This window comes from Streptomyces nitrosporeus, assembly GCF_008704555.1.
GTDB lineage: Bacteria > Actinomycetota > Actinomycetes > Streptomycetales > Streptomycetaceae > Streptomyces > Streptomyces nitrosporeus.
Map to the genome: position 1 here is coordinate 4,318,561 of NZ_CP023702.1, position 21,386 is coordinate 4,339,946.

General features: G+C 72.6%; 20 protein-coding genes and 1 tRNA gene. 14 read left to right on the forward strand and 7 right to left on the reverse strand.

What is annotated here, in order from left to right; translation table 11 throughout:
• Positions 1-17 precede the first annotated feature (17 nt).
• The 4 genes from CP967_RS19230 (at position 18) to CP967_RS19245 (ending at position 2,835) form a co-directional block, all read left to right on the forward strand.
• On the forward strand, positions 18-230 hold the full coding sequence (locus CP967_RS19230; protein ID WP_014046653.1) for a helix-turn-helix domain-containing protein: 213 nt from the start codon (positions 18-20) through the stop codon (positions 228-230).
• Between the two features lie 109 nt (positions 231-339).
• Positions 340-438, forward strand: a complete 99-nt coding sequence (locus CP967_RS19235) for a 30S ribosomal protein bS22 (protein WP_003948845.1) — start codon at positions 340-342, stop codon at positions 436-438.
• A gap of 253 nt (positions 439-691) precedes the next feature.
• Entirely contained in the window at positions 692-1,774 is a 1,083-nt protein-coding gene (locus CP967_RS19240; protein WP_150489149.1) for an NAD-dependent epimerase/dehydratase family protein, read from the forward strand.
• Between the two features lie 14 nt (positions 1,775-1,788).
• Positions 1,789-2,835, forward strand: coding sequence for a lysophospholipid acyltransferase family protein (locus tag CP967_RS19245; RefSeq protein ID WP_150489150.1), 1,047 nt, complete (start codon positions 1,789-1,791; stop codon positions 2,833-2,835).
• A gap of 171 nt (positions 2,836-3,006) precedes the next feature.
• Here the strand turns inward: CP967_RS19245 and CP967_RS19250 are convergent, their stop codons facing one another.
• The 3 genes from CP967_RS19250 to CP967_RS19260 all read right to left on the reverse strand — a co-directional run bounded on the left by CP967_RS19250 (position 3,007) and on the right by CP967_RS19260 (position 6,605).
• Positions 3,007-4,209, reverse strand: coding sequence for a DUF5667 domain-containing protein (locus CP967_RS19250; RefSeq protein WP_150489151.1), 1,203 nt, complete (start codon positions 4,207-4,209; stop codon positions 3,007-3,009).
• Between the two features lie 227 nt (positions 4,210-4,436).
• The gene (locus CP967_RS19255) at positions 4,437-5,225 is read right to left on the reverse strand and encodes an ECF subfamily RNA polymerase sigma factor, BldN family (protein ID WP_150489152.1); all 789 of its coding nucleotides are present in this window, start codon (positions 5,223-5,225) and stop codon (positions 4,437-4,439) included.
• 447 nt (positions 5,226-5,672) lie between these two features.
• Complete coding sequence (locus tag CP967_RS19260; protein WP_150489153.1) at positions 5,673-6,605, reverse strand: HAD family hydrolase; 933 nt, start codon at positions 6,603-6,605, stop codon at positions 5,673-5,675.
• 202 nt (positions 6,606-6,807) lie between these two features.
• Here CP967_RS19260 and CP967_RS19265 point away from each other — a divergent pair, with 202 nt between their 5' ends.
• The 7 genes from CP967_RS19265 to hemB all read left to right on the forward strand — a co-directional run bounded on the left by CP967_RS19265 (position 6,808) and on the right by hemB (position 13,546).
• A complete protein-coding gene (locus tag CP967_RS19265; RefSeq protein WP_150489154.1) occupies positions 6,808-7,083 on the forward strand; it encodes a glutaredoxin family protein in 276 nt (91 codons plus the stop codon).
• A 284-nt stretch (positions 7,084-7,367) separates the two neighbouring features.
• Complete coding sequence (locus CP967_RS19270; protein WP_150489155.1) at positions 7,368-8,141, forward strand: redox-sensing transcriptional repressor Rex; 774 nt, start codon at positions 7,368-7,370, stop codon at positions 8,139-8,141.
• Positions 8,138-9,634 carry a glutamyl-tRNA reductase gene (locus tag CP967_RS19275; protein ID WP_150489156.1) on the forward strand — a complete coding sequence of 499 codons (1,497 nt, stop codon included), beginning with the start codon at positions 8,138-8,140 and terminating at the stop codon, positions 9,632-9,634. Before CP967_RS19270 ends, CP967_RS19275 begins: the two co-directional genes overlap by 4 nt.
• Positions 9,631-10,617: a hydroxymethylbilane synthase gene (gene hemC / locus CP967_RS19280; RefSeq protein ID WP_150489157.1), complete on the forward strand. Its 987-nt coding sequence runs from the start codon at positions 9,631-9,633 to the stop codon at positions 10,615-10,617. Before CP967_RS19275 ends, hemC begins: the two co-directional genes overlap by 4 nt.
• The gene (locus tag CP967_RS19285; RefSeq protein WP_150489158.1) at positions 10,614-12,284 is read left to right on the forward strand and encodes a bifunctional uroporphyrinogen-III C-methyltransferase/uroporphyrinogen-III synthase; all 1,671 of its coding nucleotides are present in this window, start codon (positions 10,614-10,616) and stop codon (positions 12,282-12,284) included. Before hemC ends, CP967_RS19285 begins: the two co-directional genes overlap by 4 nt.
• Before the next feature lie 104 nt (positions 12,285-12,388).
• Positions 12,389-12,462 (forward strand) — tRNA-Ala (locus CP967_RS19290).
• Between the two features lie 88 nt (positions 12,463-12,550).
• On the forward strand, positions 12,551-13,546 hold the full coding sequence (hemB, locus tag CP967_RS19295) for a porphobilinogen synthase (RefSeq protein ID WP_190175397.1): 996 nt from the start codon (positions 12,551-12,553) through the stop codon (positions 13,544-13,546).
• 60 nt (positions 13,547-13,606) lie between these two features.
• On the opposite strand, the gene CP967_RS19300 is transcribed toward hemB, so the two are convergent.
• Genes CP967_RS19300 through CP967_RS19310 form a run of 3 tightly spaced genes read right to left on the reverse strand, consistent with a single transcriptional unit; the run spans position 13,607 to position 16,331 of the window.
• Positions 13,607-14,266, reverse strand: coding sequence for a response regulator (locus CP967_RS19300; protein WP_150489159.1), 660 nt, complete (start codon positions 14,264-14,266; stop codon positions 13,607-13,609).
• Complete coding sequence (locus tag CP967_RS19305; RefSeq protein WP_425281764.1) at positions 14,263-15,474, reverse strand: sensor histidine kinase; 1,212 nt, start codon at positions 15,472-15,474, stop codon at positions 14,263-14,265. Before CP967_RS19305 ends, CP967_RS19300 begins: the two co-directional genes overlap by 4 nt.
• 17 nt (positions 15,475-15,491) lie before the next feature.
• Positions 15,492-16,331, reverse strand: coding sequence for a CPBP family intramembrane glutamic endopeptidase (locus CP967_RS19310; protein ID WP_150489160.1), 840 nt, complete (start codon positions 16,329-16,331; stop codon positions 15,492-15,494).
• A 281-nt stretch (positions 16,332-16,612) separates the two neighbouring features.
• Between CP967_RS19310 and CP967_RS19315 the strand changes: the two genes are divergently transcribed.
• Positions 16,613-17,929 (forward strand): tetratricopeptide repeat protein, encoded by a 1,317-nt coding sequence (locus CP967_RS19315; RefSeq protein ID WP_150489161.1) that lies wholly within the window; start codon positions 16,613-16,615, stop codon positions 17,927-17,929.
• Positions 17,930-18,288: 359 nt separating this feature from the next.
• Entirely contained in the window at positions 18,289-19,392 is a 1,104-nt protein-coding gene (locus CP967_RS19320) for a winged helix DNA-binding domain-containing protein (protein ID WP_150489162.1), read from the forward strand.
• Positions 19,393-19,516: 124 nt separating this feature from the next.
• On the opposite strand, the gene CP967_RS19325 is transcribed toward CP967_RS19320, so the two are convergent.
• Positions 19,517-20,281, reverse strand: coding sequence for a DUF4253 domain-containing protein (locus CP967_RS19325; protein WP_150489163.1), 765 nt, complete (start codon positions 20,279-20,281; stop codon positions 19,517-19,519).
• A gap of 199 nt (positions 20,282-20,480) precedes the next feature.
• On the opposite strand from CP967_RS19325, the gene CP967_RS19330 reads away from it, so the two are divergent.
• Entirely contained in the window at positions 20,481-21,347 is an 867-nt protein-coding gene (locus tag CP967_RS19330; protein ID WP_150489164.1) for a DUF1963 domain-containing protein, read from the forward strand.
• Positions 21,348-21,386 lie beyond the last annotated feature (39 nt).

Genomic DNA, 21,386 nt, shown 5'->3' on the forward strand with positions numbered 1-21,386 from the left:
GAAGGTACAGGTGGGTCATGGCTGCTGGCAGCGAGAGGCCTCTGAACGAGGTCAAGTTTCTGACCGTGGCGGAAGTCGCCTCGGTCATGAGGGTGTCCAAGATGACCGTGTACCGCTTGGTGCACAGCGGTCATCTGCCGGCGATCAGGGTGGGAAGGTCCTTCCGGGTCCCGGAGCAAGCAGTTCACGAGTATCTCCGTGAGTCCTTCGTGGGGGTGGAGTCGGCCTGACCGTCGCCCTCGGATTACGTCCCTCACGCAGTGGCGGGTAGGCTAGGCCGACGTAGGTCGTGTGGGCCCAGACGCCCCGCACCAGTGAAGAAGACAAGCGAGGGTAGTCGTGGGCTCTGTTATCAAGAAGCGGCGCAAGCGGATGGCCAAGAAGAAGCACCGCAAGCTGCTCAAGCGCACGCGCGTTCAGCGTCGCAACAAGAAGTAAGCGAACGCCGTTCGTGAGTCCGAGGCCCTCCCGCCGTTCCGGTGGGAGGGCCTCGGCGCGTTCCGGGCGAGGCGCGAGGTGCGAGGTGCGAGGTGCGAGGTGTGAGGTGTGGTGCGGGCGCGGTGGCGGGGTGTTTCCCGTCATCGGTTCGGTAAAGGCAGGCATGGGGGCGTCCGTGTGAAAGACCGAGCGACTACGGTGACGGCAGGGGAAGACCCCGCTGTGTGCACGTAGCCGACGGAAGGCGCTGATCTTGGGGAAGATCGTGCTCGTCACGGGAGCGGCCCGGCAGCTGGGCGGCCGTTTCGTCCGACGCGTCCAGCAGGACCCCGGTGTGGACCGGGTGATCGCCGTCGACATGACCGAGCCCGGGCACCCGCTGGGGGACGCCGAGTTCGTCCGGGCCGACATCCGCGGGCCGGCGATCACCCGGGTCCTGGCCGAGCACGCCGTGGACACCGTCGTCCATCTCGACGTGTCGGCGAAGTCGCTGGGCGGGGGCGGGCGCACGAACGCCAAGGAGACGAACGTCATCGGCACCCTGCAGCTCCTCGGTGCCTGCCAGAAGTCGCCGTCCGTCCGGCGTCTCGTCGTCAAGTCCAGTACGAGCGTCTACGGCGCGGCCCCGCGCGACCCGGCCGTCTTCACCGAGACCACCCCGCCCAAGTCACTGCCCGGCGGCGGCTTCGCCAAGGACGCGGTGGAGGTCGAGGGGTACGTACGCGGCTTCGCGCGCCGCAGGCCCGATGTGGCGGTCTGCGTGCTGCGGTTCGCGAACATCCTGGGGCCGGACCCGGACTCGCCGCTCGCCGACTACCTGGCGCTGCCCGTCCTGCCCACGGTCCTCGGCTACGACCCGCGGCTCCAGTTCGTCCACGAGGACGACGTCCTCGACGTCCTGGACATCGCCGCCCGCGAACCGCGGCGCGGGACGCTGAACAGCGGAACCTTCAACATCGCGGGCGACGGGGTGCTGCTGCTGTCACAGTGCGCGCGCCGGCTGGGCAGGCCGACCGTGCCGGTGCTGCTCCCCGCCGTCACCTGGGTCGGTTCGGCCCTGCGCACGGTCGGGATGACCGACTTCTCGGCGGAACAGATCCGGCTGCTCACCCACGGGCGGGTGGTCTCCACGACGCAGATGCGCGAGACGCTGGGGTTCCGCCCGAGGTTCACGACGGCCCGGACGTTCGAGGACTTCGTCCGGAGCCGGCGGCCGGGACTGCTGCCGCCCGAGCGGGTGGGCCGGGCCGTCGACCGGCTGGCACGGCTGCGGCCGGCCGAGGGTGCCGCGCCGGGCACCGGCCTCACGACCCGACCGACCCACGGCGCCAGGTAGAGGAGCGCGAGACGATGGCGGACGCCAAGGTCCTTCCCTTCGACGACGACCGGTCGCGTTCCGGCGGCGGGCGGCGCAGGAACACCACGCCCGGCACCGGGCGCCAGGGCCAGCACGAGCCCGGTGCCGCGCCCGTGAGCGCGCTGCCGGGCGCCCAGGAGCCGGAGGACGGGCAGCAGGGCCCCCAGGAGCCGCCGGAGCCGCCGGAGGGCCCTGGAGGGGGCTCCTGGGACCGGCGGATCGCCGGGGGCCTCGCCTTCCTGCGCCGGCGCCTCACGGGCGACTACGACGTCGACGAGTTCGGCTACGACGAGGAGCTGACCGACCAGGTCCTCATGTCGCTGCTGAGGCCGCTCGCCCGGTCGTACTTCCGCGTCGAGGTGAAGGGCATCGAGAACATCCCGTCCGACGGCGGGGCGCTGGTGGTGGCCAACCACTCGGGGACCCTGCCGCTGGACGGGCTGATGCTCCAGGTCGCCGTCCACGACCACCACCCCGCGAAACGGCACCTGCGGCTGCTCGCCGCCGACCTGGTCTTCATGCTGCCGGTCGTCAACGAACTGGCCCGGAAGGCCGGCCACACCCTGGCCTGCGCCGAGGACGCGGAACGGCTGCTGGAGGGCGGAGAAGTCGTCGGGGTGATGCCCGAGGGCTTCAAAGGGCTCGGCAAACCCTTCGGCGACCGGTACAAGCTCCAGCGCTTCGGCCGGGGCGGCTTCGTGTCGACCGCGCTGCGCGCCGGAGTACCGATCGTGCCGTGCTCGATCGTGGGGGCGGAGGAGATCTACCCGATGATCGGCAACTCCCGGACCCTGGCCCGCATCCTCGGATTCCCCTACTTCCCCCTCACCCCCACCTTCCCGTGGCTGGGCCCGCTCGGAGCCGTACCGCTGCCGACGAAGTGGACCATCCAGTTCGGGGAGCCCATCCCCACGGACGGCTTCCCGCCGGAGGCGGCGGAGGACCCCATGCTGATGTTCAACCTGACCGACCAGGTACGCGAGCAGATCCAGCACACGCTGTACAAACTGCTGGTGCAACGGCGGTCGGTGTTCTTCTGAACCCGGCGTTTCCCGGGACCCGGTGTTCTTCCGGACGGGACGTGCTTCTGGACCGGGCGTCCTCCCGGACCGGGACCGGGCGGGTCCGGCCCGCACGGAGCCCGCGCGGAGGGGGTGCCGCCCGGGTCGCGGCACCCCCTCCGGCACGTGCGAGGCGCACGAACGGTCCGGCTACGGTTCGAGGTCCTCGCTGCCGAGTCCCAGACCGGGCAGCAGCCCCGGGAGCAGTGGCGGCAGGGTGACGTCCGGCACCGGTGGCGCCTGACCGGTGCCGCCGGACGGTGCGGACGGGGTGGCGGCGTCGGTCGGGAGACCGTCCAGCAGACCGCTCGTGCCGCCGCCGATCAGGCCCTCCCCAGGACCTTCCCCGGTACCGGACGGCTGTGGGGAGGTGTCGGCGCCCTCCTCCCCCGGGCCGGGCGCCGCGGGGGAGGAGGGCGCCGGACGCTCCGTGTCCGAAGGGCCGGCGTCGCCCTGGCGGGAGCCGGACCGCTCGGTCTCCTCGCCTTTGCCCGGGGTGCGGGGCAGCAGGGACTGGAGCGGGGCGACCTCTTCGTCCATGGCCTCGAAGACCGAACTGACCTGTTCGCCGATGTCGGCGAGCTGGACCGGCAGCCGGTCGCGGAGGTCGCTCCAGCTGTCGCGGTGCGCGCGGGAGAACGTGTCCAGGGTCTGGATCGGGCCGAGGGAACCGTCGCGCTGGTAGGCGGAGCGCAGCAGGCGGTGGCCCTCGGTGGCGTCGTGCGTCATGCCGTTGAGCGTGCGCCTGACCTCGCCGAGGGACTCGTGGTCCATCTGCCCGGCGCGGGCGCGCTCCATCAGCCGGCGGGCTTCGCTCAGGCGGGTCGACGCCTGGTCGAGGTAGACCTCCCCGCGGTCGGCGTCGCCGTTGGCCATGCCGAGGTGGATGTCCTCCATGCCGCGTTTCAGCGCGTAGAGGGAGTCACCCGGGAGGGCGTCGGAACTGGCAGCGGCCACTCCGCCGAACGCTCCCGCCGCCACACCGACCGTGATGCCGCCCGCGGTGAGCCCTTTCGCCCAGCGGGAGCGTGGGCGCAACTTCCGGAGCGGGGACGCCCGGTGGGCTCCCTTGCTCCGTTGTTCGGGCACCGTAGGGCCCGTGGACGCACCGCCCTGGGCGAACATGGTCTCCATGGCCGCGACGAGCTGGGCTCGCTGCACCGTTTTGACCTCGGGATCCAATTCCGGCTTCGGTAGCTCTCCGAGGCCGTTCGCCAGGGCCAGCAGCGGTCCGTGTTCGGCCGGTGCGGCCGGTTCATCGGGCTGTCCGGCCGCCGCACCCTGGGACGGCTGCTCTTCCAGGGCCTGGGCGAAGGCGTTCGCCCGCCGGTGTGCCGAAACGTTTGCGATCACTGGCGGCACCTCCTCTCGTCATGACGGTCGACTCCCCTGCGGGTCCGGAAGGTTGTACGCCCGGCGGATTTCCACACGATCGGGTGTGTGGTTCCGGCCATGGCGTAGCGACAGGGGGCCTGCATCCGGCACAACGAGGGGCTCGGCAGTTGGGTTACGGACGGCACGCCGATCCGACAGCATGTCACGAACACGTCACTCATGGTGACGCGGGGGTGCGGAAGGGGTCAGCGCGCGTCGTCGGGCAGCAGCCGGGCCAGGGTGCGGACGGCTCGGTACTGCAAGGTCTTGATCGCACCCTCGTTCTTGCCCATGACCCGCGCGGTCTCGGCGACCGAGAGGCCCTGGAGGAACCTCAGGGTCACGCACTCCTGCTGCTGGGGGTTGAGGCGGCGTACGGCCTGGAGCAGGGCTGCGTTGGAGAGGGACTCCAGGACGGAGTCCTCCGGGCTCCGGGCGACCTCGTTGGCGTCGAGCATCTCGCCGGTGGTCACTTCGAGCCGGAAACGGCTGGACTTGAAGTGGTCGGCGACCAGGTTGCGCGCGATCGTGACCAGCCAGGCGCCGAAGTCGCGGCCCTGCCAGGTGAAGGTGGAGATGCGCCTCAGGGCACGCAGGAACGTCTCGCTGGTGAGGTCCTCCGCCGTCGCCTTGCTGCCGACGCGGTAGTAGATGTACCGGTACACGGTGTCGCTGTACTGGTCGTACAGGCGGCCGAAGGCCTCGGCCTCACCGGCCTGGGCGCGCTCGACGAGGTCCATCATGCGCGCGCTGTCGCTGTCCGCCGTGGGGCGGCGGACGGTGGACGCGGACGTGGACGCGGTCGCGGCGCCGCGGTTGCCGCGTCTTCCGACCGCCGCGCTGCGCTCGGCGAGCGCGTAGCAGGGGCCGGCCGGCGCGGGGGCGGCAAAGGCGGGGACGGCCGTCGCGGTGGGGACGAGACCGCGCAGATGGTCGATGACCGTCGCGCGGAGCGTAGCCAGGCCCGAGGCGTCAACCCCGACGTGTGGGTACACGGGACTCCCAGAGGCAGAGCTTCCATCACGTGCAGTTCGAAAACCGTCACCCGTGGTGTCGAGTGACGGGCTCTTCATGCGTCTGAGGAGAATAACGCTTCGTATAGGCAGTGCTACACCCAGTTGCTCAAATCATCGATTACGTCGCTTTCGTGCCCTCTGGGTGACGATTCAAGTGCCATGTGCTGACCATTTATTGATCGAACCGCTTCGTGATGTGTCTGCGGTGACGACGGGTTGTGGTCACGGGAAGTGAACGCGACTGGCCGGAGCGGTAGGCGGCCCAAGCGTCCGGACCGGCTTCGACGGCTTGTCCGCCCCGGGCGTGGCCGGGGTGCGGCGGTGGCTGCGGCCGGTGACCGCCGCGGGGGAACGTGTGAGCGGCCGGCGTCCGGGGCGGGGGCGGGGCCGGGGCGGGGGTGCGCGGGGAAGCGGGGCGGGGGGCCGTCAGCGGCGGCGGCGGTGCAGGGCGACCGCGGCGGCGGTGCCGCCGGCCAGGGCGCCCACGCCCGCGGCGGCCGGGATGCCGACCTTGGCCGCCTTGCGCCCGGTGCGGTAGTCGCGCAGCCGCCAGTCCAGTTGACGGGCGTGCTTGCGGAGTTTGGCGTCCGGGTTGATCGCGTACGGGTGGCCGACGAGCGACAGCATCGGGATGTCGTTGTGGGAGTCGCTGTAGGCGGCGCAGCGTTCGAGGTCCAGGCCTTCCGCCGCCGCCAGGGCGCGTACGGCCTCGGCCTTGGCGGGGCCGTGCAGGGGTTCGCCGACCAGGCGGCCGGTGTAGACGCCGTCGACGGACTCGGCGACCGTGCCGAGCGCCCCGGTCAGCCCCAGGCGGCGGGCGATGATCGTGGCGGTCTCCACCGGGGCGGCGGTGACCAGCCAGACCTTCTGGCCCGCGTCGAGGTGGGCCTGGGCGAGCGCGCGGGTGCCGGGCCAGATGCGGTCGGCCATGTACTCGTCGTAGATCTCCTCCCCGATGGACATCAGCTCGGAGACGCGGTGGCCCTTGACGATGGACAGCGCGCTGTCGCGGGCGTCCTGCATGTGCTCGGGGTCCTCGACACCGGCCAGCCGGAACCATGCCTGCTGCCAGGCGAACCTGGTGAGTTCGCGGCGCTCGAAGAACTTCCTCTTGTACAGGCCGCGCCCGAAGTGGAAGATCGCGGCGCCCTGCATGACGGTGTTGTCGAGGTCGAAGAAGGCGGCGGCGCGGTCGTCCCCGGCCACCGGGAACGCGGTCTCGCCCGCTTCCTCCGGGGCGGTGGTCCGGTCCTCGGCCAGTGCCGACCTGCGCGCCGCCTCGGCTGCGGCCTCGCCTGCCAGCACGCTCCGTGCCGTGGCGGGGCGCCTGCGGGGGGTGAGCCATCCAAGAGCGGCCATGCGGTGAGCATAGCCATTCGGTCCGACGATTCCCGACCTGGCCGGACACCGTGGGGTGAACTCCCGGGGACGGGTGCGCCGAGGGCTCCGGCCCCTCCTCGTGCCCGGGGCCCCGGGCGGTCGCCGCTGTCTTCGCCGCCCCGCCGGACGCGGTGGCGTCCGGGTGCTCCCGGGCGCGGGCGGGGCGGCGCAGAATGGAGGCATGAGTCCCCTGCTGCGCCGTGCGAAGAAGAAGCCCGCGGACCGGGTGGTGACCCTCGTGGGGAAGCCCGGCTGTCATCTCTGTGACGACGCGCGCCTGGTGGTGCGCGAGGTGTGCGAAGAGACCGGTGCGGCCTGGGAGGAGAAGGACATCACCCAGGACGAGGCCCTGTACAAGGAGTACTGGGAGCAGATCCCGGTGGTCCTGGTCGACGGTGAGCAGCACACCTTCTGGAAGGTCGATCCGGTGAGACTGCGCACAGCGCTGTGCGCGTAGTGCGCTTCCCCCGTGGATCCCGGCTACCATCATGGGCGTTTTGAGTGGTCTCGGGGGCATGGACATGAGGAGCGTGTACCGCTTTGCCCCCGCCGGGCCCCCAACGGGCCGATGCCGCCTTCGGTTCCTGGATCGCGCAGGGAATACGCGTGACCCCGGTCACTTTGACCGGACAAAACGGACACCATCTTTGTGCACGCGTTCACAAAGACATAGCCTGCTGTCGACGGGGCGGTCATAGGACATACGGCCGCCTGCAGCCCCGCTCATCCCGCAGGAGCACCGTGGCAACTGGCCGAACTCACCGACCGGCGACCCGTAGCCGAGGAATTCCCGAGGCCACCGTCGCCCGGCTTCCGCTGTATCTACGCGCACTGACGGCGCTCTCCGAGCGTTCGGTGCCCACGGTGTCGTCCGAGGAACTCGCGGCCGCGGCGGGGGTCAACTCCGCCAAGCTCCGCAAGGACTTCAGCTACCTGGGCTCCTACGGCACCCGTGGTGTCGGGTACGACGTCGAGTATCTCGTGTACCAGATCTCGCGTGAGCTCGGGCTCACCCAGGACTGGCCGGTCGCCATCGTCGGTATCGGCAACCTCGGCGCGGCTCTCGCCAACTACGGCGGTTTCGCCTCCCGCGGGTTCCGGGTCGCCGCGCTGATCGACGCGGACCCGGCCATGGCGGGTGCGCCCGTCGCCGGGATCCCCGTCCAGCACACCGACGACCTGGACCGGATCATCAGCGACAACGGTGTGTCCATCGGCGTCATCACCACTCCGCCCGGCGCGGCCCAGCAGGTCTGCGACCGGCTCGTCGCCGCGGGCGTGACCTCCATCCTGAACTTCGCGCCGACGGTCCTGTCCGTGCCCGAGGGCGTCGACGTACGCAAGGTCGACCTCTCGATCGAGCTGCAGATCCTGGCGTTCCACGAGCAGCGCAAGGCCGGTGAGGAGGCCGCCGGGGACGGCGCCCCCGCCGGCGAGGCCGCTCCGCCCGTGCGCGCCACCCCGACGAACCGGAAGGGACCCGACGGCGACCTGCCCGCCGTGATGCCGGCATGAGCCTCCTGGTCGTAGGGCTGAGCCACCGCAGTGCCCCCGTCTCCGTGCTGGAGAGGGCGGCACTGGAGGCCGACGCCCGCACGAAGCTGCTGCAGGACACCTTGGCCGCCCAGCCCGCGACCGAGGCCGCCGTGCTGGCCACCTGCAACCGCATCGAGCTGTACGCCGACGTGGACAAGTTCCACGCGGGCGTCGCCGAGCTGTCCACCCTGCTGGCCCAGCACAGCGGGGTCGGTCTGGACGAGCTCACTCCGTATCTCTACGTGCACTACGAGGACCGCGCCGTCCACCACCTCTTCTCGGTGGCCTGCGGGCTGGACTCGATGGTCGTCGGCGAGGGCCAGATCCTCGGCCAGATCAAGGACGCGCTCGCCCTGGGGCAGGAGCTGCACACCGCGGGCCGCCTGCTGAACGACCTCTTCCAGCAGGCCCTGCGGGTCGGCAAGCGCGCCCACAGCGAGACCGGTATCGACCGGGCCGGGCAGTCGCTCGTCACCTTCGGGCTGGAACAGCTGGCCCAGGGTGCCGAGGTCACCGGCTGGGCGGCGGGCAAGCGGGCCCTGGTGATAGGTGCCGGCTCGATGTCCTCGCTGGCCGCCGCCACCCTGGTGCGCGCCGGTGTCGCCGAGGTCGTCGTCGCCAACCGGACCCGGGCGCGCGCCGACCGGCTCGTGGAGATCCTCGGCCAGAGCGCTGCCGGGGCGGCCCGTGCGGTGGAGATGGCGGCCGTGGCCGACGAACTGACACGTGCAGACATCGTCGTCTCCTGCACCGGTGCCACCGGTCTCGTCCTGACCGCGCACGCGGTCGCCCAGGCGCTGGGCGTGGACTTCGACCACCCGGAGAAGGCCCCGGGCGCCCCCGTGGCCCGCGTGGTGGAGGAGCTGGACCAGCACGCCGCCTGGGTGGAGAACGGTTCCGCCACGGCCGCCGGCGTCCCGGCGCAGGACCGTTCCGTACGGCCCGTACGGGTGGCGAGCGCCGCCCCGGCCCGGCTGTACCTGCTCGACCTGGCGATGCCGCGTGACATCGACGGCGCGGCCCACCGTGTCGACGGGGTGCGGCTGGTCGACATCGAGTCGCTGGCCGAGGCGTCCGCGGACGCCCCGATGGCCGCCGACGTGGACCTGGTGCGCACCATCGTCGCCGACGAGGTCGCCGCCTTCGGTGCCGCGCAGCGCGCCGCCCACATCACCCCGACCGTCGTGGCCCTGCGCACGATGGCCGCCGATGTGGTGGCCGGTGAGATCGCACGGCTGGAGGGACGCCTGCCCGGCCTCGACGAGAAGCAGCGCGCGGAGATCACGCAGACCGTGCGCCGTGTCGTCGACAAACTCCTGCACGCACCCACCGTGCGGGTCAAACAGCTCGCCAGCGAGCCCGGCGGCGCCGGGTACGCCGACGCTCTGCGTGAACTCTTCGACCTCGACCCGCAGACGGTTGCCGCCGTCTCCCGGGCAGACCTGAACGACCCGAATCGAGGGCGGTCATGACCGACAACTCACCCCTGGGCGGGGGGACCACCGAGCCGCTGAGGCTCGGAACCCGCCGCAGCAAGCTCGCCATGGCCCAGTCCGGCATGGTGGCCGATGCGGTCCGTGAGGTGACCGGGCGTGCCGTCGAGCTCGTCGAGATCACCACGTACGGAGACATCTCGCGGGAGCACCTGGCGCAGATCGGCGGGACCGGTGTGTTCGTCGCCGCGCTGCGCGAGGCGCTGCTGCGCGGCGAGGTGGACTTCGCGGTGCACTCGCTGAAGGACCTGCCGACCGCGCAGCCGGAGGGACTGGTGCTGGCCGCCGTCCCGGAGCGTGAGGACCCCCGGGACGCGCTGGTCGCCCGGGACGGGCTGGCCTTCGAGCAGCTGCCGTCCGGCGCCCGCGTCGGTACGGGGTCGCCGCGCCGCATGGCGCAGCTCAACGCGTACGCCCGCTCGCACGGTCTCGACATAGAGACCGTCGCGATACGCGGCAACGTCGACACGCGTATCAATTTCGTCCGGAGCGGAGAGCTCGACGCGGTGGTACTCGCCGCGGCCGGGCTGAGCCGCCTCGGCCGGACCGCCGAGGTGACGGACTTCCTGTCGCCCGACACGGTCCTGCCCGCTCCCGGCCAGGGAGCACTGGCGATCGAGTGTGCTGCGAGCAGCACCGGACTCGCCGCAGCACTCGCCGAGCTCGACGACCCGCACACCCGGGCCGCCGTGACCGCCGAGCGCGCCCTGCTCGCCGCCCTGGAGGCCGGCTGTTCCGCACCCGTGGGTGCGCTCGCCGACTTCCGGGCCGACGGCCAGACTGTCAACGAACTGCGCCTGCGCGGTGTCGTCGGTTCCACCGACGGCGCTTCCCTGGTGCAGCTGTCCATCACCGGTTCCGCCCCCACGTCGCACGACGACGCGGCGGCCCTCGGCCGCGAACTCGCGTCCGAGATGCTCGCCAAGGGTGCGGCCGGTCTTATGGGGGAGCGAGCACTTTGAGCCCCACCGGCCCCGTCGTATCCGACTTCCCTGTCCTGTCCTCAGGGCACGTCACCTTCCTCGGCGCCGGTCCCGGCGACCCGGGACTGCTGACTCTGCGCGCTGTCGAGGCGCTCGCGAGCGCGGACGTCCTTGTAGCCGAGCCCGAGGTGCTCGACGTCGTCCGGGGCCATGCGCGGGCAGGGGTGAGCACGCCTGAGATGACGGTTGTCGACTCTTCGTCAGCAGCCGTCGGTGTACCCGTTCTCAGGGATGCCGCCAATCTTGTCATGGAGGCCGCGAAGGGTGGCAGGCGGGTCGTCCGTGCCGTCAGCGGCGACCCGGGCATGGACGGTGACACGGGTGCGGAGATGCTCGCCTGCGCCGCCGCGGGTGTGCCCTTCGAGGTGGTGCCCGGGGTGGCCAACGCCGTCGGTGTGCCGGCGTACGCCGGTGTGCCGCTGCGTGACGCGCAGGGCACCGATGTGCGTTTCGTGGACGCCCGTACGGCGACGGACCGTTGCTGGTCCGAGGTCGGGGCGAGCGACGCGACGGTCGTGGTGTCGACGTCGCTGGACGCGGTGGCCGCCGCCGCGGGTGAGCTGGTCTCGGCCGGCCGCAAGCCCGACACCCCGATGACGGTGACCGTGGCCGGGACGACGACGCGCCAGCGGACCTGGACGGCGACGCTCGGCACGGTCGGGCAGGTGCTGAAGCAGGCGAAGGTCCTCCCCTCGCCGGAGGGGCACCGGCCGGTCATAGCCGTGGTCGGGGAGCGCAGCTCGGCCGCCCAGCGTGACCAGCTGTCGTGGTTCGAGTCCAAGCCGCTGTTCGGCTGGAAGGTGCTCGTGCCGCGTACGAAGGAGCAGGCGGCCTCGCTCTCCGACCAGCTGCGTTCGTACGGCGCCGTGCCGCACGAGGTGCCGACCATCGCGGTCGAGCCGCCGCGTACGCCCCAGCAGATGGAGCGCGCGGTCAAGGGCCTGGTGACGGGGCGGTACGAGTGGATCGCGTTCACCTCGGTCAACGCGGTGAAGGCGGTCCGGGAGAAGTTCGAGGAGTACGGGCTGGACGCCCGTGCCTTCGCCGGGATCAAGGTCGCGGCCGTCGGTGAGCAGACGGCGGCGGCGCTGGTCGACTTCGGGGTGAAGCCGGACCTGGTGCCGTCGGGTGAGCAGTCGGCCGCGGGCCTGCTGGAGGACTGGCCGCCGTACGACCCGGTCTTCGACCCGATCGACCGGGTGTTCCTGCCGCGTGCGGACATCGCCACGGAGACGCTGGTGGCCGGGCTGATCGAGCTGGGCTGGGAGGTCGACGACGTGACCGCGTACCGCACGGTCCGCGCGTCGCCGCCGCCGGCCGAGACCCGTGAGGCGATCAAGGGCGGCGGGTTCGACGCGGTGCTCTTCACCTCGTCCTCGACGGTGCGCAACCTGGTCGGTATCGCGGGCAAGCCGCACAACGTGACGGTGATCGCGTGTATCGGTCCGGCGACGGCGAAGACGGCGGAGGAGCACGGTCTGCGGGTCGACGTTCTCTCCCCGGAGCCGTCGGTCCACAAGCTGGCGCAGGCGCTGTCGGACTTCGGCGCGCGGCGCCGGGACGCGGCGAAGGAGGCCGGTGACCCGGTGACCCGGCCGAGCGAGCGGCGTCCGGGTGCGAGACGCCGGCGGTCGACGACGACCTGACGGTCCGGAGTGTGCGCGGGGCCCGGCCGCCTCCCTGGTGGGGGCGGCCGGGCCCGTCGCGTTCGTTCTCCGGGCGCGGGGGCGCGTACGCTGCTGGGCGGAACGGGGCCCGTAGCGCAGAGGTCGTCGCGCCCTCACGGCATGTGGGAGGACGCCGGTTCGAATCCGGCCGGTCCCGTTCCGCCTTCCCGGGGTGGTGCCGGGCCCCTCTTTTTCCGGCCCGGGTGTCGGTAAGCCGGTGAGGTGCACGGGTCTAACCTCGAAGGATGACTGTGTACGGAAACTTCCCCGGCTCGCGGCCCCGGCGGCTGCGGACGACCCCCGTCATGCGGCGCATGGTCGCCGAGACCCGGCTCGACCCCGCGAACCTGATCCTGCCCGCGTTCGTGCGTGAGGGCATCGACGCCCCGGTCGAGATCTCGGCCATGCCGGGCGTGCGGCAGCACACCCTGGACACCCTGCGGAAGGCCGCGGCGGACGCGGTCGCGGCGGGTGTCTCCGGGATCATGCTCTTCGGCGTGCCGCTGGACGAGAAGAAGGACGCCCGGGGCACGGCGGGTACCGACCCGGACGGCATCCTCCAGGCCGGTCTGCGTGCGGTGCGCGAGGAGGTGGGCGACGACCTGGTGGTCATGTCCGACCTCTGCCTGGACGAGTACACCGACCACGGCCACTGCGGGGTGCTCACCGGGGACGGCCGTGTCGACAACGACGCGACGCTGGAGCGGTACGCGGAGATGGCCCAGGTCCAGGCCGACGCGGGCGCCCATGTGGTGGGCCCCAGCGGGATGATGGACGGTCAGGTCGGGGTGATCCGGGACGCGCTGGACCAGACCGGGCACGAGGACGTGTCGATCCTCGCGTACACCGCGAAGTACTCCTCCGCCTTCTACGGCCCCTTCCGTGAGGCCGTGGGGTCCTCGCTGAAGGGCGACCGCAAGACGTACCAGCAGGACCCGGCGAACATCCGTGAGTCCCTGCGGGAGCTGGCGCTCGACCTGGAGGAGGGTGCCGACATGGTCATGGTCAAGCCGGCCGGCCCCTACCTGGACATCCTGGCCAAGGTCGCGGACGCGGTGGACGTGCCGGTCGCGGCGTACCAGATCAGCGGTGAGTACGCGATGATCGAGGCCGCCGCCGAGAAGGGCTGGATCGACCGGGACGCGGCGATCATGGAGAGCCTGCTGGGCATCCGGCGGGCGGGCGCGCAGATGATCCTGACGTACTGGGCGACGGAGGCCGCCCGGCGCCTGGGGCGCTGAGGGCCCCGGGCCGCAGGGCGGCCCGGCCGCCGGGGCGTGGGCGGCGGCCGGGGGCCGGGGTCAGGAGACCAGGCCCCGGCGGTAGGCGTAGACGACGGCCTGGACGCGGTCACGGAGCTGCAGCTTGGTGAGGATGCGGGAGACGAAGGTCTTGACGGTCTCCCGGCTGATGACGAGGGCCGTGGCGATCTCGTGGTTGGAGAGGCCCTCCGCGATGAGGCGCAGGACCTCCAGTTCGCGGGGGGTGAGCGGGACGTCGGGTCCGGTGTCCTCGGCCGGGCGGATCCGGGCGGCGTACCGGCCCACCAGCTGCCGTGTCACCTCGGGGGCCAGGAGCGCGGCGCCCGCCGCCACGGTCCGGATGCCGTGCAGCAGCTGGGAGGGCGGCGCGTCCTTGAGGAGGAAGCCGCTGGCGCCCGCGCGGAGCGCCTCGTAGACGTACGCGTCCAGGTTGAACGTCGTCACCACGAGGACCTTGACGGGGTGCGGTACCCCGGCGCCGGCGAGCAGGCGGGTGGCCTCGATGCCGTCGAGGACCGGCATGCGGATGTCCATCACCACGATGTCCGGGCGCACCTTCCGCGCGAGGTCGACGGCGGCCTGCCCGTCCCCGCACTCGCCCGCCACCTCCAGGTCGGGCTGGGCGTCGATGATCGTCGCCAGTCCGGTACGGATCAGTATCTGGTCGTCGCAGATCAGGACACGGACCGGCGCGGTCATGAGGGGCTCCCGGTGGGTATGCGGACCCGGACGACGAAACCGCCGTCCGTCTGCCGGGCGGCGCTGAACTCCCCGCCCAGGACGTCGACCCGTTCGCGGAGGCCGTCCAGGCCGCGTCCGCTTCCGCCGGGGTGGGCGGCGGGGCGGGCGGCGGGATGCGCGGCTTCCGGGCCGGTGCCGTGCGGGCCGTCCGGGCCGGCGCCGTCCGTGCTGACCTCCACGGCGATCTCCTTTCCGCCGTGGTGCACCCGGACCGAAGTGCGGTGCCCCTGAGCGTACTTGAGGGCGTTCGTCAGGGATTCCTGGACCACCCGGTAGGCCACGAGGTCGGCGCTGCCGGTCTCCTCCGCCGGGGTCCCCTCCTCCGTGAACTCCACCGGCTGTCCGGCCCGCCGGGTCTGTTCGACGAGTGTGAGGAGTCTGCCGACGGGGGGTGTCCTGGCGCCGGGGTCGTTGCCGGGGTCGGAGCCGTGGCCGGGGTCGAGCAGGTCGAGCAGGTGCCGCAGGTCGGTGATGGCCCGCCGGCCGGTGTCCGTGACGGCCGTCAGGCTCTGGTCGAGGCGGTCGGGCACGGCGGTCAGATAGCGTGCGGCCTCGGCCTGGACGACCATGGCCGTCACGTGGTGGGTCACGACGTCGTGGAGTTCACGGGCGATACGGGCGCGTTCGGCGGCCCGGGTGTCCTCGGCGACGCGGCGGCGGTGTTCGGCCTCGGCCGCCCGGGTGGAGCGGTGCCATGTCCCGATGCCCCAGGCGAGGGCCAGCGCCAGGTAGAACGTCACGAACTCGCTCGGCGGGTCGCCGGGGCCGATCCGGTGGAGGGCGACCGCCAGGGGGACGTAGGCGGCGGACAGGAGGAGCGCCGTGGTCCGCCGCCGGTGGTCCAGGCGGGACCCCACGGCGATCAGCGCGATGGGCAGCGCGGTCCCCGCGACCGAGTGGTAGCCGCGGAGCTGGTCGGCGGCGAAGCCGAGGGACACCAGGGCGAGGCAGCTGACCGGCCACCGCCGGCGCGCGGCCAGCGGAAGGCACTGGAGGGCGACCGCCGCGACGGCCAGGGCGTCGTAGGGGCGGGTCGGCAGACCACCGAGCTCCGTGCCGTTGTCACGGAATCCCGGGAGGAACGACGCGGTGAACAGCATCGCCGCGAGGGGGAGGTACCAGAGGGTGCCGGCTGACCGGCGCCACGGTTCCGGGATCAGCCTCAGGAGTCCTGCCGGAACGGTCACCGGGGAAGTGTAGTGGGGGCGGCGGCGACCCGGCCGGCACGCCCGCGCAGGGGCACCAGACGGCCGCGCCGACGGGCCAGCCACAGGAACACGACGGTCGCCAGTACGCCGAACAGCACGGCGTAGACGCTCCCTTCGGGCCCGAATTCGCCCCCGGTGATCAGTTCCGGGCCCGAGACGGTCGCGTCCAGGAGGCCCTGCGCGGTGTCGTTGCCGGAGACCTCGGTGCTGAAGACACCGGCCGCCGCGAAGTTCCAGCCGAAGTGCAGACCGATGGGCAGCCAGAGGGTCCGGGTCGCGACGTACGCGGCGGCGAGCATGCCCCCGGCCTCGACGGCGATGGCGGTGGCCCCCCACAGGGAGGCGTTGGGGTTCAGCAGGTGGGCGGCGCCGAACAGCACCGCGGTCAGCGCCATCGCGATCCAGGTGCCGAAGCGCTCCTCGGTGATGCGGAACAGGACGCCCCGGAAGAGCAGTTCCTCCATCACGGCGGCGGCCGCCATGAAGCCGAACAGCCCCACCGCGCCGGCCGGTGAACCCAGGCCGTCGACCTCGTAGCGCGCGTTGACGAAGATGTTCGTGATGACGGCGCCGAACAGTACGAAGCCGATCAGCAGCCCCCGCCCGAACGCGGGCACGGCACCCGCACGGGCCACTTCGGTGGGCGGGCGGTGCTCGGTCCTGCGCACCACCCACCCGTAGACGAACACGGCGGCCACGGACACCAGGAGTCCCGCGGCGAGTTGGAGCCACGGGTGGCCGTCCAGGACGGCGACGGCCTGGTTGCCTGCCATGGACATCAGGACGACGGCCAACAGTTGCCAGACAAACCTCATGAGCGCTCCTTCGCCGGTTCCGCGACCGTGGTGCCGCGGCTCCACGAACGCTACGGAGCGGGGGCTCACGGGTCGTCACCTCACGGTGGACACCTGGGTGTAGCTCGCACGGGGGACAGGGTGCCGGGGGGAGGGCGGGCGGCGGGACGGGGCGGGGCATGAGACCCCGGGTGCGGGCCGGGCGGGGGCCGGGCGGGGCATGATCCCCCGGGCGGGGGCCGGGCGGGCCGGATCGGTCAATCCGGTTGAGGTCGCGCAGGGTTGCGGAGAAGATCCTGCGCATGTTCTCGCGCAGGAATCGCCCCCCCACCTCACCCGAACTGACCGCGGCCTGGGAGGCCCTCGACCAGGGGGACGTCCCCGGCGCCCTGCGGGAGCTCCGGCAGGCCGCCTCGGCGCCGCTGGGCGAGGTCGCGCTCGTCGTCGAACGCGCCGCCCGGGAGGCGGGCTTCGACGACCTCCGGCAGGCGGCCGGGGCGCTCGCCGCACACCCCGGCCGGGTGCGTCCGCTCTACGACTACGGCTACGCGTGCGTGGAGCGCGGTGTGTCCTACCTGGCGATACCCGCCCTGCGGGAGGCTCTGCGCCTGGAGCCCGGCTCCCTCGGCATGCTGCGGGAACTGGTCTCCGCGTACGAGGACGAGGGCCGGCACCGCGAGGCCGCCGACGCCCTGCTCGCGCACGAGGACGGCCTCGCCGACTGGCCCGACCGCTATCTGCTGGTCTTCAACTCGGTCCTGGCCGGTGACCTGGAGGCGGCCCGCCGCCATCACGCCCGTCTGCCCGACCCGGACGACGACACCTGGCGGGGCGCGCGAGAGCGGCAGAACCGCGTCATGGCGCGTGCCGAGGACGCCGGCAGGGCGGGCGCCCTGGACCGCGCGGACCTGCGGGGCTGGCAGTACGTCATGGGCGGCACGGTGCTGGGCACGATGTCCCCGTACGGTTTCGACGCGGGGATGGGCGGCCGGTACGCCTGGACCCAGGACACCCACGACAGCTGTCTGCGCGGGCTGGTGCGGCTGAAGGCGGTGCTGGAGGCGGCCGGGGCGAAGCCGCGCTCGGTGTCGCTGCTGCCCGACCGGGGCAGCCGGATCCTGGGCCTGGCCGCCGCCGAGGTGCTGGGCCTGGCGGCGAAGCCCTTCGAGGCCGGGCGGAAGGACACCGTCGTGATCGCCTACGACCTCGACGACACGGGCGGCACCGAGCACGGCCCTGAGGTGCTCGAACAGCTCTACCACCGGGTGCCGGGCCAGATCCTGCACGAGCACGCGAGCTGCTGGACCGACCCGCCCGCCGTCGCCGCCGACAGCGTCACGCTGCTGCACCAGTCGGCCGTGGCCCCCTGGGGCGCGGGGCTGCGGGCGGGCGCGGACGGCGGTGTGGAGCGGACGGAGCCCGACGCGAGGCCGGAGGCGGAGATCGCCGCCGGCATCGTGGGCGCCGACCCGGCGGCGGACGAGGGGGACGGGCAGACCCCCGCCGACCCGGTGGACGTGCTCACGGACTTCGTCACCGCGGTACGCGGGAGCTGGCTGAGGGGCGACCGGGCACGGGTGCGGTCCACGGGGCCGGTGGGCAGTTCGCGATTCCTCTGACGGGTCACGGGGCACGGGGGCACGGGTCATGGGTCATGGGGGCACGGGTCACGGGACGTGAGGCGCGGGGTGCGGGGCACCGGACACCGTGCGCCGGGGGTGGCGGCCGTCTGTTCCCGGGGCACAGCGGACACCTTCTGACCGCTATCCCTGCGAGGGTGGGCCGCGCCGCAGGACGGGCCCGCCGTCCGGGCCCGCCGGGACTGCGAGCGCGAGGAGTCGTACATGTCCGTCACGACCGTGACCCGTCCGAACCGCCGCGGCGCCGTACGCGCCGTGCCCGGTTCCCGTACCGTCCCCGGGCAGGCCGCCGGTGCCCGGGGCGCGTACGCCGCAAAGGCCGTGCGGAGGTGCGGGGGATGAGCGTCCTGGACGCGCGGGCGCTCAACCGGGCCGCACTCGCCCGGCAGCTGCTCCTGGAACGGTCGGACCTGCCGCCCCTGGACGCCGTCGCGCACCTGTGCGGCCTCCAGGCGCAGGAGCCGCAGGAGCCCTTCACCGGGCTCTGGTCCCGGTTGCGGGACTTCGCCCCGGCCGCGCTGGACGGCCTGCTCACCGGGCGGCGTGTGGTGCGTACCCATCTGATGCGCCGTACCGTCCACCTCGTCACGGCCGGTGACGCTCTCACCTGGCGGGCCCGCCATGACGCGATGCTGCGGCAGAAGGTCCTGGGGGTCTACCGCCGCGAGCTCGACGGGGTGGACCTCGACGCGCTCGCGGCGGCGGTCCGGGACCTGATGGCCGACGGTGAACCCCGCACGATGACCGAGATCGCCCGGGCGCTCGCCGGGCGGTGGCCCGTGCCAGGCCGCCGGGCGCTCGGGGAGATGGCGGTCGCCGCCCTCGTCCCGATGGTCCAGCTGCCGCCGCGCGGGCTGTGGCGGGTGAGAGCCGGGGTGCGCAACGTCCCGCTCGCGCGGTGGCTGGGCCGCGAGCCCGACGCGCCCGCCCCGCGGGGGAGCGACCCGGCCGGCGAGGAACTGGTCCTGCGCTACCTGGCCGCCTACGGCCCCGCCGCCTCGGCCGACCTCCGCGCCTGGTGCGGGCTCGCCGGGCTGCCCGCCGCGGTGGCGGCGGTACGGGAACGGCTGGTCCGCTTCCGTGACGAACGAGGCCGGGAACTGCTGGACCTGCCCGACGCGCCGCGCCCGGACCCCGGTACGCCGGCGCCGGTACGGTTCCTGCCCGCGTTCGACAACGTGGTCCTGGGCTACCAGGACCGCGGCCGGATCATCGACGACGCCCACCGGGGCCTGTCGGTGGAGGGTGCGCGGATGGTGCTGGTCGACGGCCGTGTCGCCGCGACCTGGACCACGGGTACGGGGCCCGGGGGCGCGGGGACGGTGACGGTCTCCCCGCTGCGCGGGTTCGGCCGGGCCGAGCGGGCCGCCGTGCTGGAGGAGGGCGCGCGGCTGTCGCTGTTCCTGTCCGACGGCGACAGCGACCGCGTACGGATCTCCTGAGGCGCGGGCCGGATCGATCCGCCGGACGGGGCCGTACGCGTGGTACGGGCCGGCCCCGTCCGGCGGACCGCCGGCCCCCCCGGAGCCCCCTCGGTGCCGGGAGCCCTTCAGGCCCGGGAGCCCTTCAGTCCCACCAGAACGACCACACGTCCTGGCCCAGCAGCTCCATGTCCGCGTACATGCGCAGGCCCTCCGGAAGCTCGGCGTCGATGGCGTCCGGGCAGAAGGCGAGGTGTTCGGCGGCGAGGGCGTACGCCTCGGCGCCGGTGCCCGGGGGCCGTCCCACGGACACCTTCATGGTGTCGAAGCCGAGCGAGACGACCCTGATGCCGAACCGGTCCTCCCAGGACCGCAGCACCGCGCAGAGGCGGGCCACGTCGTTGTCGTGGTTGAGCGGCCCCGACCAGCCGATCGCCGCCGGGATGTCCGCGCTGCGCAGGGCGGGTATGAGGGCCAGGCGGCCGGAGTCCGAGATGATGTCGGCCGTCTCCGCGGCCAGCCGGTCAGGGGAGAGGCCTCCCGGGGCCGCCGCAGGGGCGGGAGCCGTTCCCGGCCACCGGTTCAGTTCCTCCAGCCCCTCCTCCGCGAAGCGGAAGTCCTGCCAGTACTCCTCAAGGACCTGTTCCGCGTCGTGGTCGCCGGGGTCGGACGTGCGGCCGGGCTGCAGCTCCCAGTCCTGGGGCCCGTCGTCGCCCCGGCCGGTCTCCATCAGGACCGGGAGGAGGCCGAGCGGCCGGCCGGCCTCGTACAGCCGGGCCCAGTCCCCGGGCCTCGCCGGTCTGTCGGCGTACCAGAGCAGGGGTTCGTGCCACGGTCCGTCGCCCGTGGCGTCCAGGAGAGTGCCTCCCGGGAGGTGCAGCCGGGCCAGGGGATGCGGGTGGGTCGTCATGCCGGGGACTCTAGGGGGAGCCACCGACATCGCCGCTGATCAGTATTTCCTTGTGAGGGAAGGTAGTTGTGAGGTCGTGGAGGTGAAGGTGCTGTCGGCGCCCGGCCGGTGACCCGGCACCCGCATCCGCCAGGTGCAGCCCACACCAGCCAACGCCCCGGCGGAGCAGTCGACTTGGAGAGGGCTTATCTTCTCGGGCATGGATCATCAGGGAGAGTTTCGTCGGGCGGCGCTTGAGCTGGGCATCCCGGATGACGAGATCAGCAGGTTCAGTCAGCACCTCCGCCTGGAGATCGGACTGTCCGGACGCGACGGCGGTTCTCCGGTCGGGCACATCGGTGGGTCGCCCCGGCTGCCGGTGGGCATGGAGTGGCCGTCCGCCGGGGACGTTCCGTTGCCGTTGCTCCTTTCCGTCGATTGCGGGGCGCTGCCGAGGGTCGACGGCTTCGGCCTGCCGGCGGACGGGACGCTGCTCTTCTTCGTCCACCAGGAGATGGACTTCGAGGAACGGCGGGCCGAACCGGGGCAGTACGCGCGAGTCGTGTACGTACCGGCCGGCACCGAAACCGTGGTGGTGGAGCCCCCCGACCCCACGTGTGCCGGCGAGCGGATCGACGTCTGCGCCGATCTCGGAGCCGTTCTGCCCCTCTGGCTGGAGGAGGGGGACGAGGACGACTGGCACGAGTTCTGGGAGGACCTCGAATGGGACGACATGTCACCCTTCCAGCAGCAGCTGGCCCGGTACATGGAGCGTGAACTGCCGCACCTGGACGAACTCCGGTCTCTGGCCTACGGCCTCTGGTCGTCCGGCGCCTACCTCGTCATAGGCGGGTACGCCGACGACGAGGAGATGGTCAGCGGCATCATGGCGAAGACCCTCGCGAAGGGGCAGTGGCTGTCCTACCTGGAGGAGGACGCGTTCCGGCTGGCGGGCGAATGGATACCGCTCGCCAGCCAAGGGCGGATCTACGAGGAGTACTACACGAAATTCATGATCCGCCACGACGACCTGGCCGCCGCCCGGTGGGACAAGGCACTGACCGTGACCGTTTTCGACGCCCCGTGACCAGGTCCGACGCACCTCTGCCCCAGGGGCCCGGCCGGA

Excerpts from the sequence above, each read along its gene's own strand:
- CP967_RS19230 (WP_014046653.1), top strand. The coding sequence starts at position 18 with ATGGCTGCTGGCAGCGAGAGGCCTCTGAACGAGGTCAAGTTTCTGACC.
- CP967_RS19245 (WP_150489150.1), top strand. The coding sequence starts at position 1,789 with ATGGCGGACGCCAAGGTCCTTCCCTTCGACGACGACCGGTCGCGTTCC.
- CP967_RS19260 (WP_150489153.1), bottom strand. The coding sequence starts at position 6,605 with ATGGCCGCTCTTGGATGGCTCACCCCCCGCAGGCGCCCCGCCACGGCA.
- CP967_RS19265 (WP_150489154.1), top strand. The coding sequence starts at position 6,808 with ATGAGTCCCCTGCTGCGCCGTGCGAAGAAGAAGCCCGCGGACCGGGTG.
- CP967_RS19275 (WP_150489156.1), top strand. The coding sequence starts at position 8,138 with ATGAGCCTCCTGGTCGTAGGGCTGAGCCACCGCAGTGCCCCCGTCTCC.
- hemC (WP_150489157.1), top strand. The coding sequence starts at position 9,631 with ATGACCGACAACTCACCCCTGGGCGGGGGGACCACCGAGCCGCTGAGG.
- hemB (WP_190175397.1), top strand. The coding sequence starts at position 12,551 with ATGACTGTGTACGGAAACTTCCCCGGCTCGCGGCCCCGGCGGCTGCGG.
- CP967_RS19300 (WP_150489159.1), bottom strand. The coding sequence starts at position 14,266 with ATGACCGCGCCGGTCCGTGTCCTGATCTGCGACGACCAGATACTGATC.
- CP967_RS19310 (WP_150489160.1), bottom strand. The coding sequence starts at position 16,331 with ATGAGGTTTGTCTGGCAACTGTTGGCCGTCGTCCTGATGTCCATGGCA.
- CP967_RS19315 (WP_150489161.1), top strand. The coding sequence starts at position 16,613 with ATGTTCTCGCGCAGGAATCGCCCCCCCACCTCACCCGAACTGACCGCG.
- CP967_RS19320 (WP_150489162.1), top strand. The coding sequence starts at position 18,289 with ATGAGCGTCCTGGACGCGCGGGCGCTCAACCGGGCCGCACTCGCCCGG.
- CP967_RS19325 (WP_150489163.1), bottom strand. The coding sequence starts at position 20,281 with ATGACGACCCACCCGCATCCCCTGGCCCGGCTGCACCTCCCGGGAGGC.
- CP967_RS19330 (WP_150489164.1), top strand. The coding sequence starts at position 20,481 with ATGGATCATCAGGGAGAGTTTCGTCGGGCGGCGCTTGAGCTGGGCATC.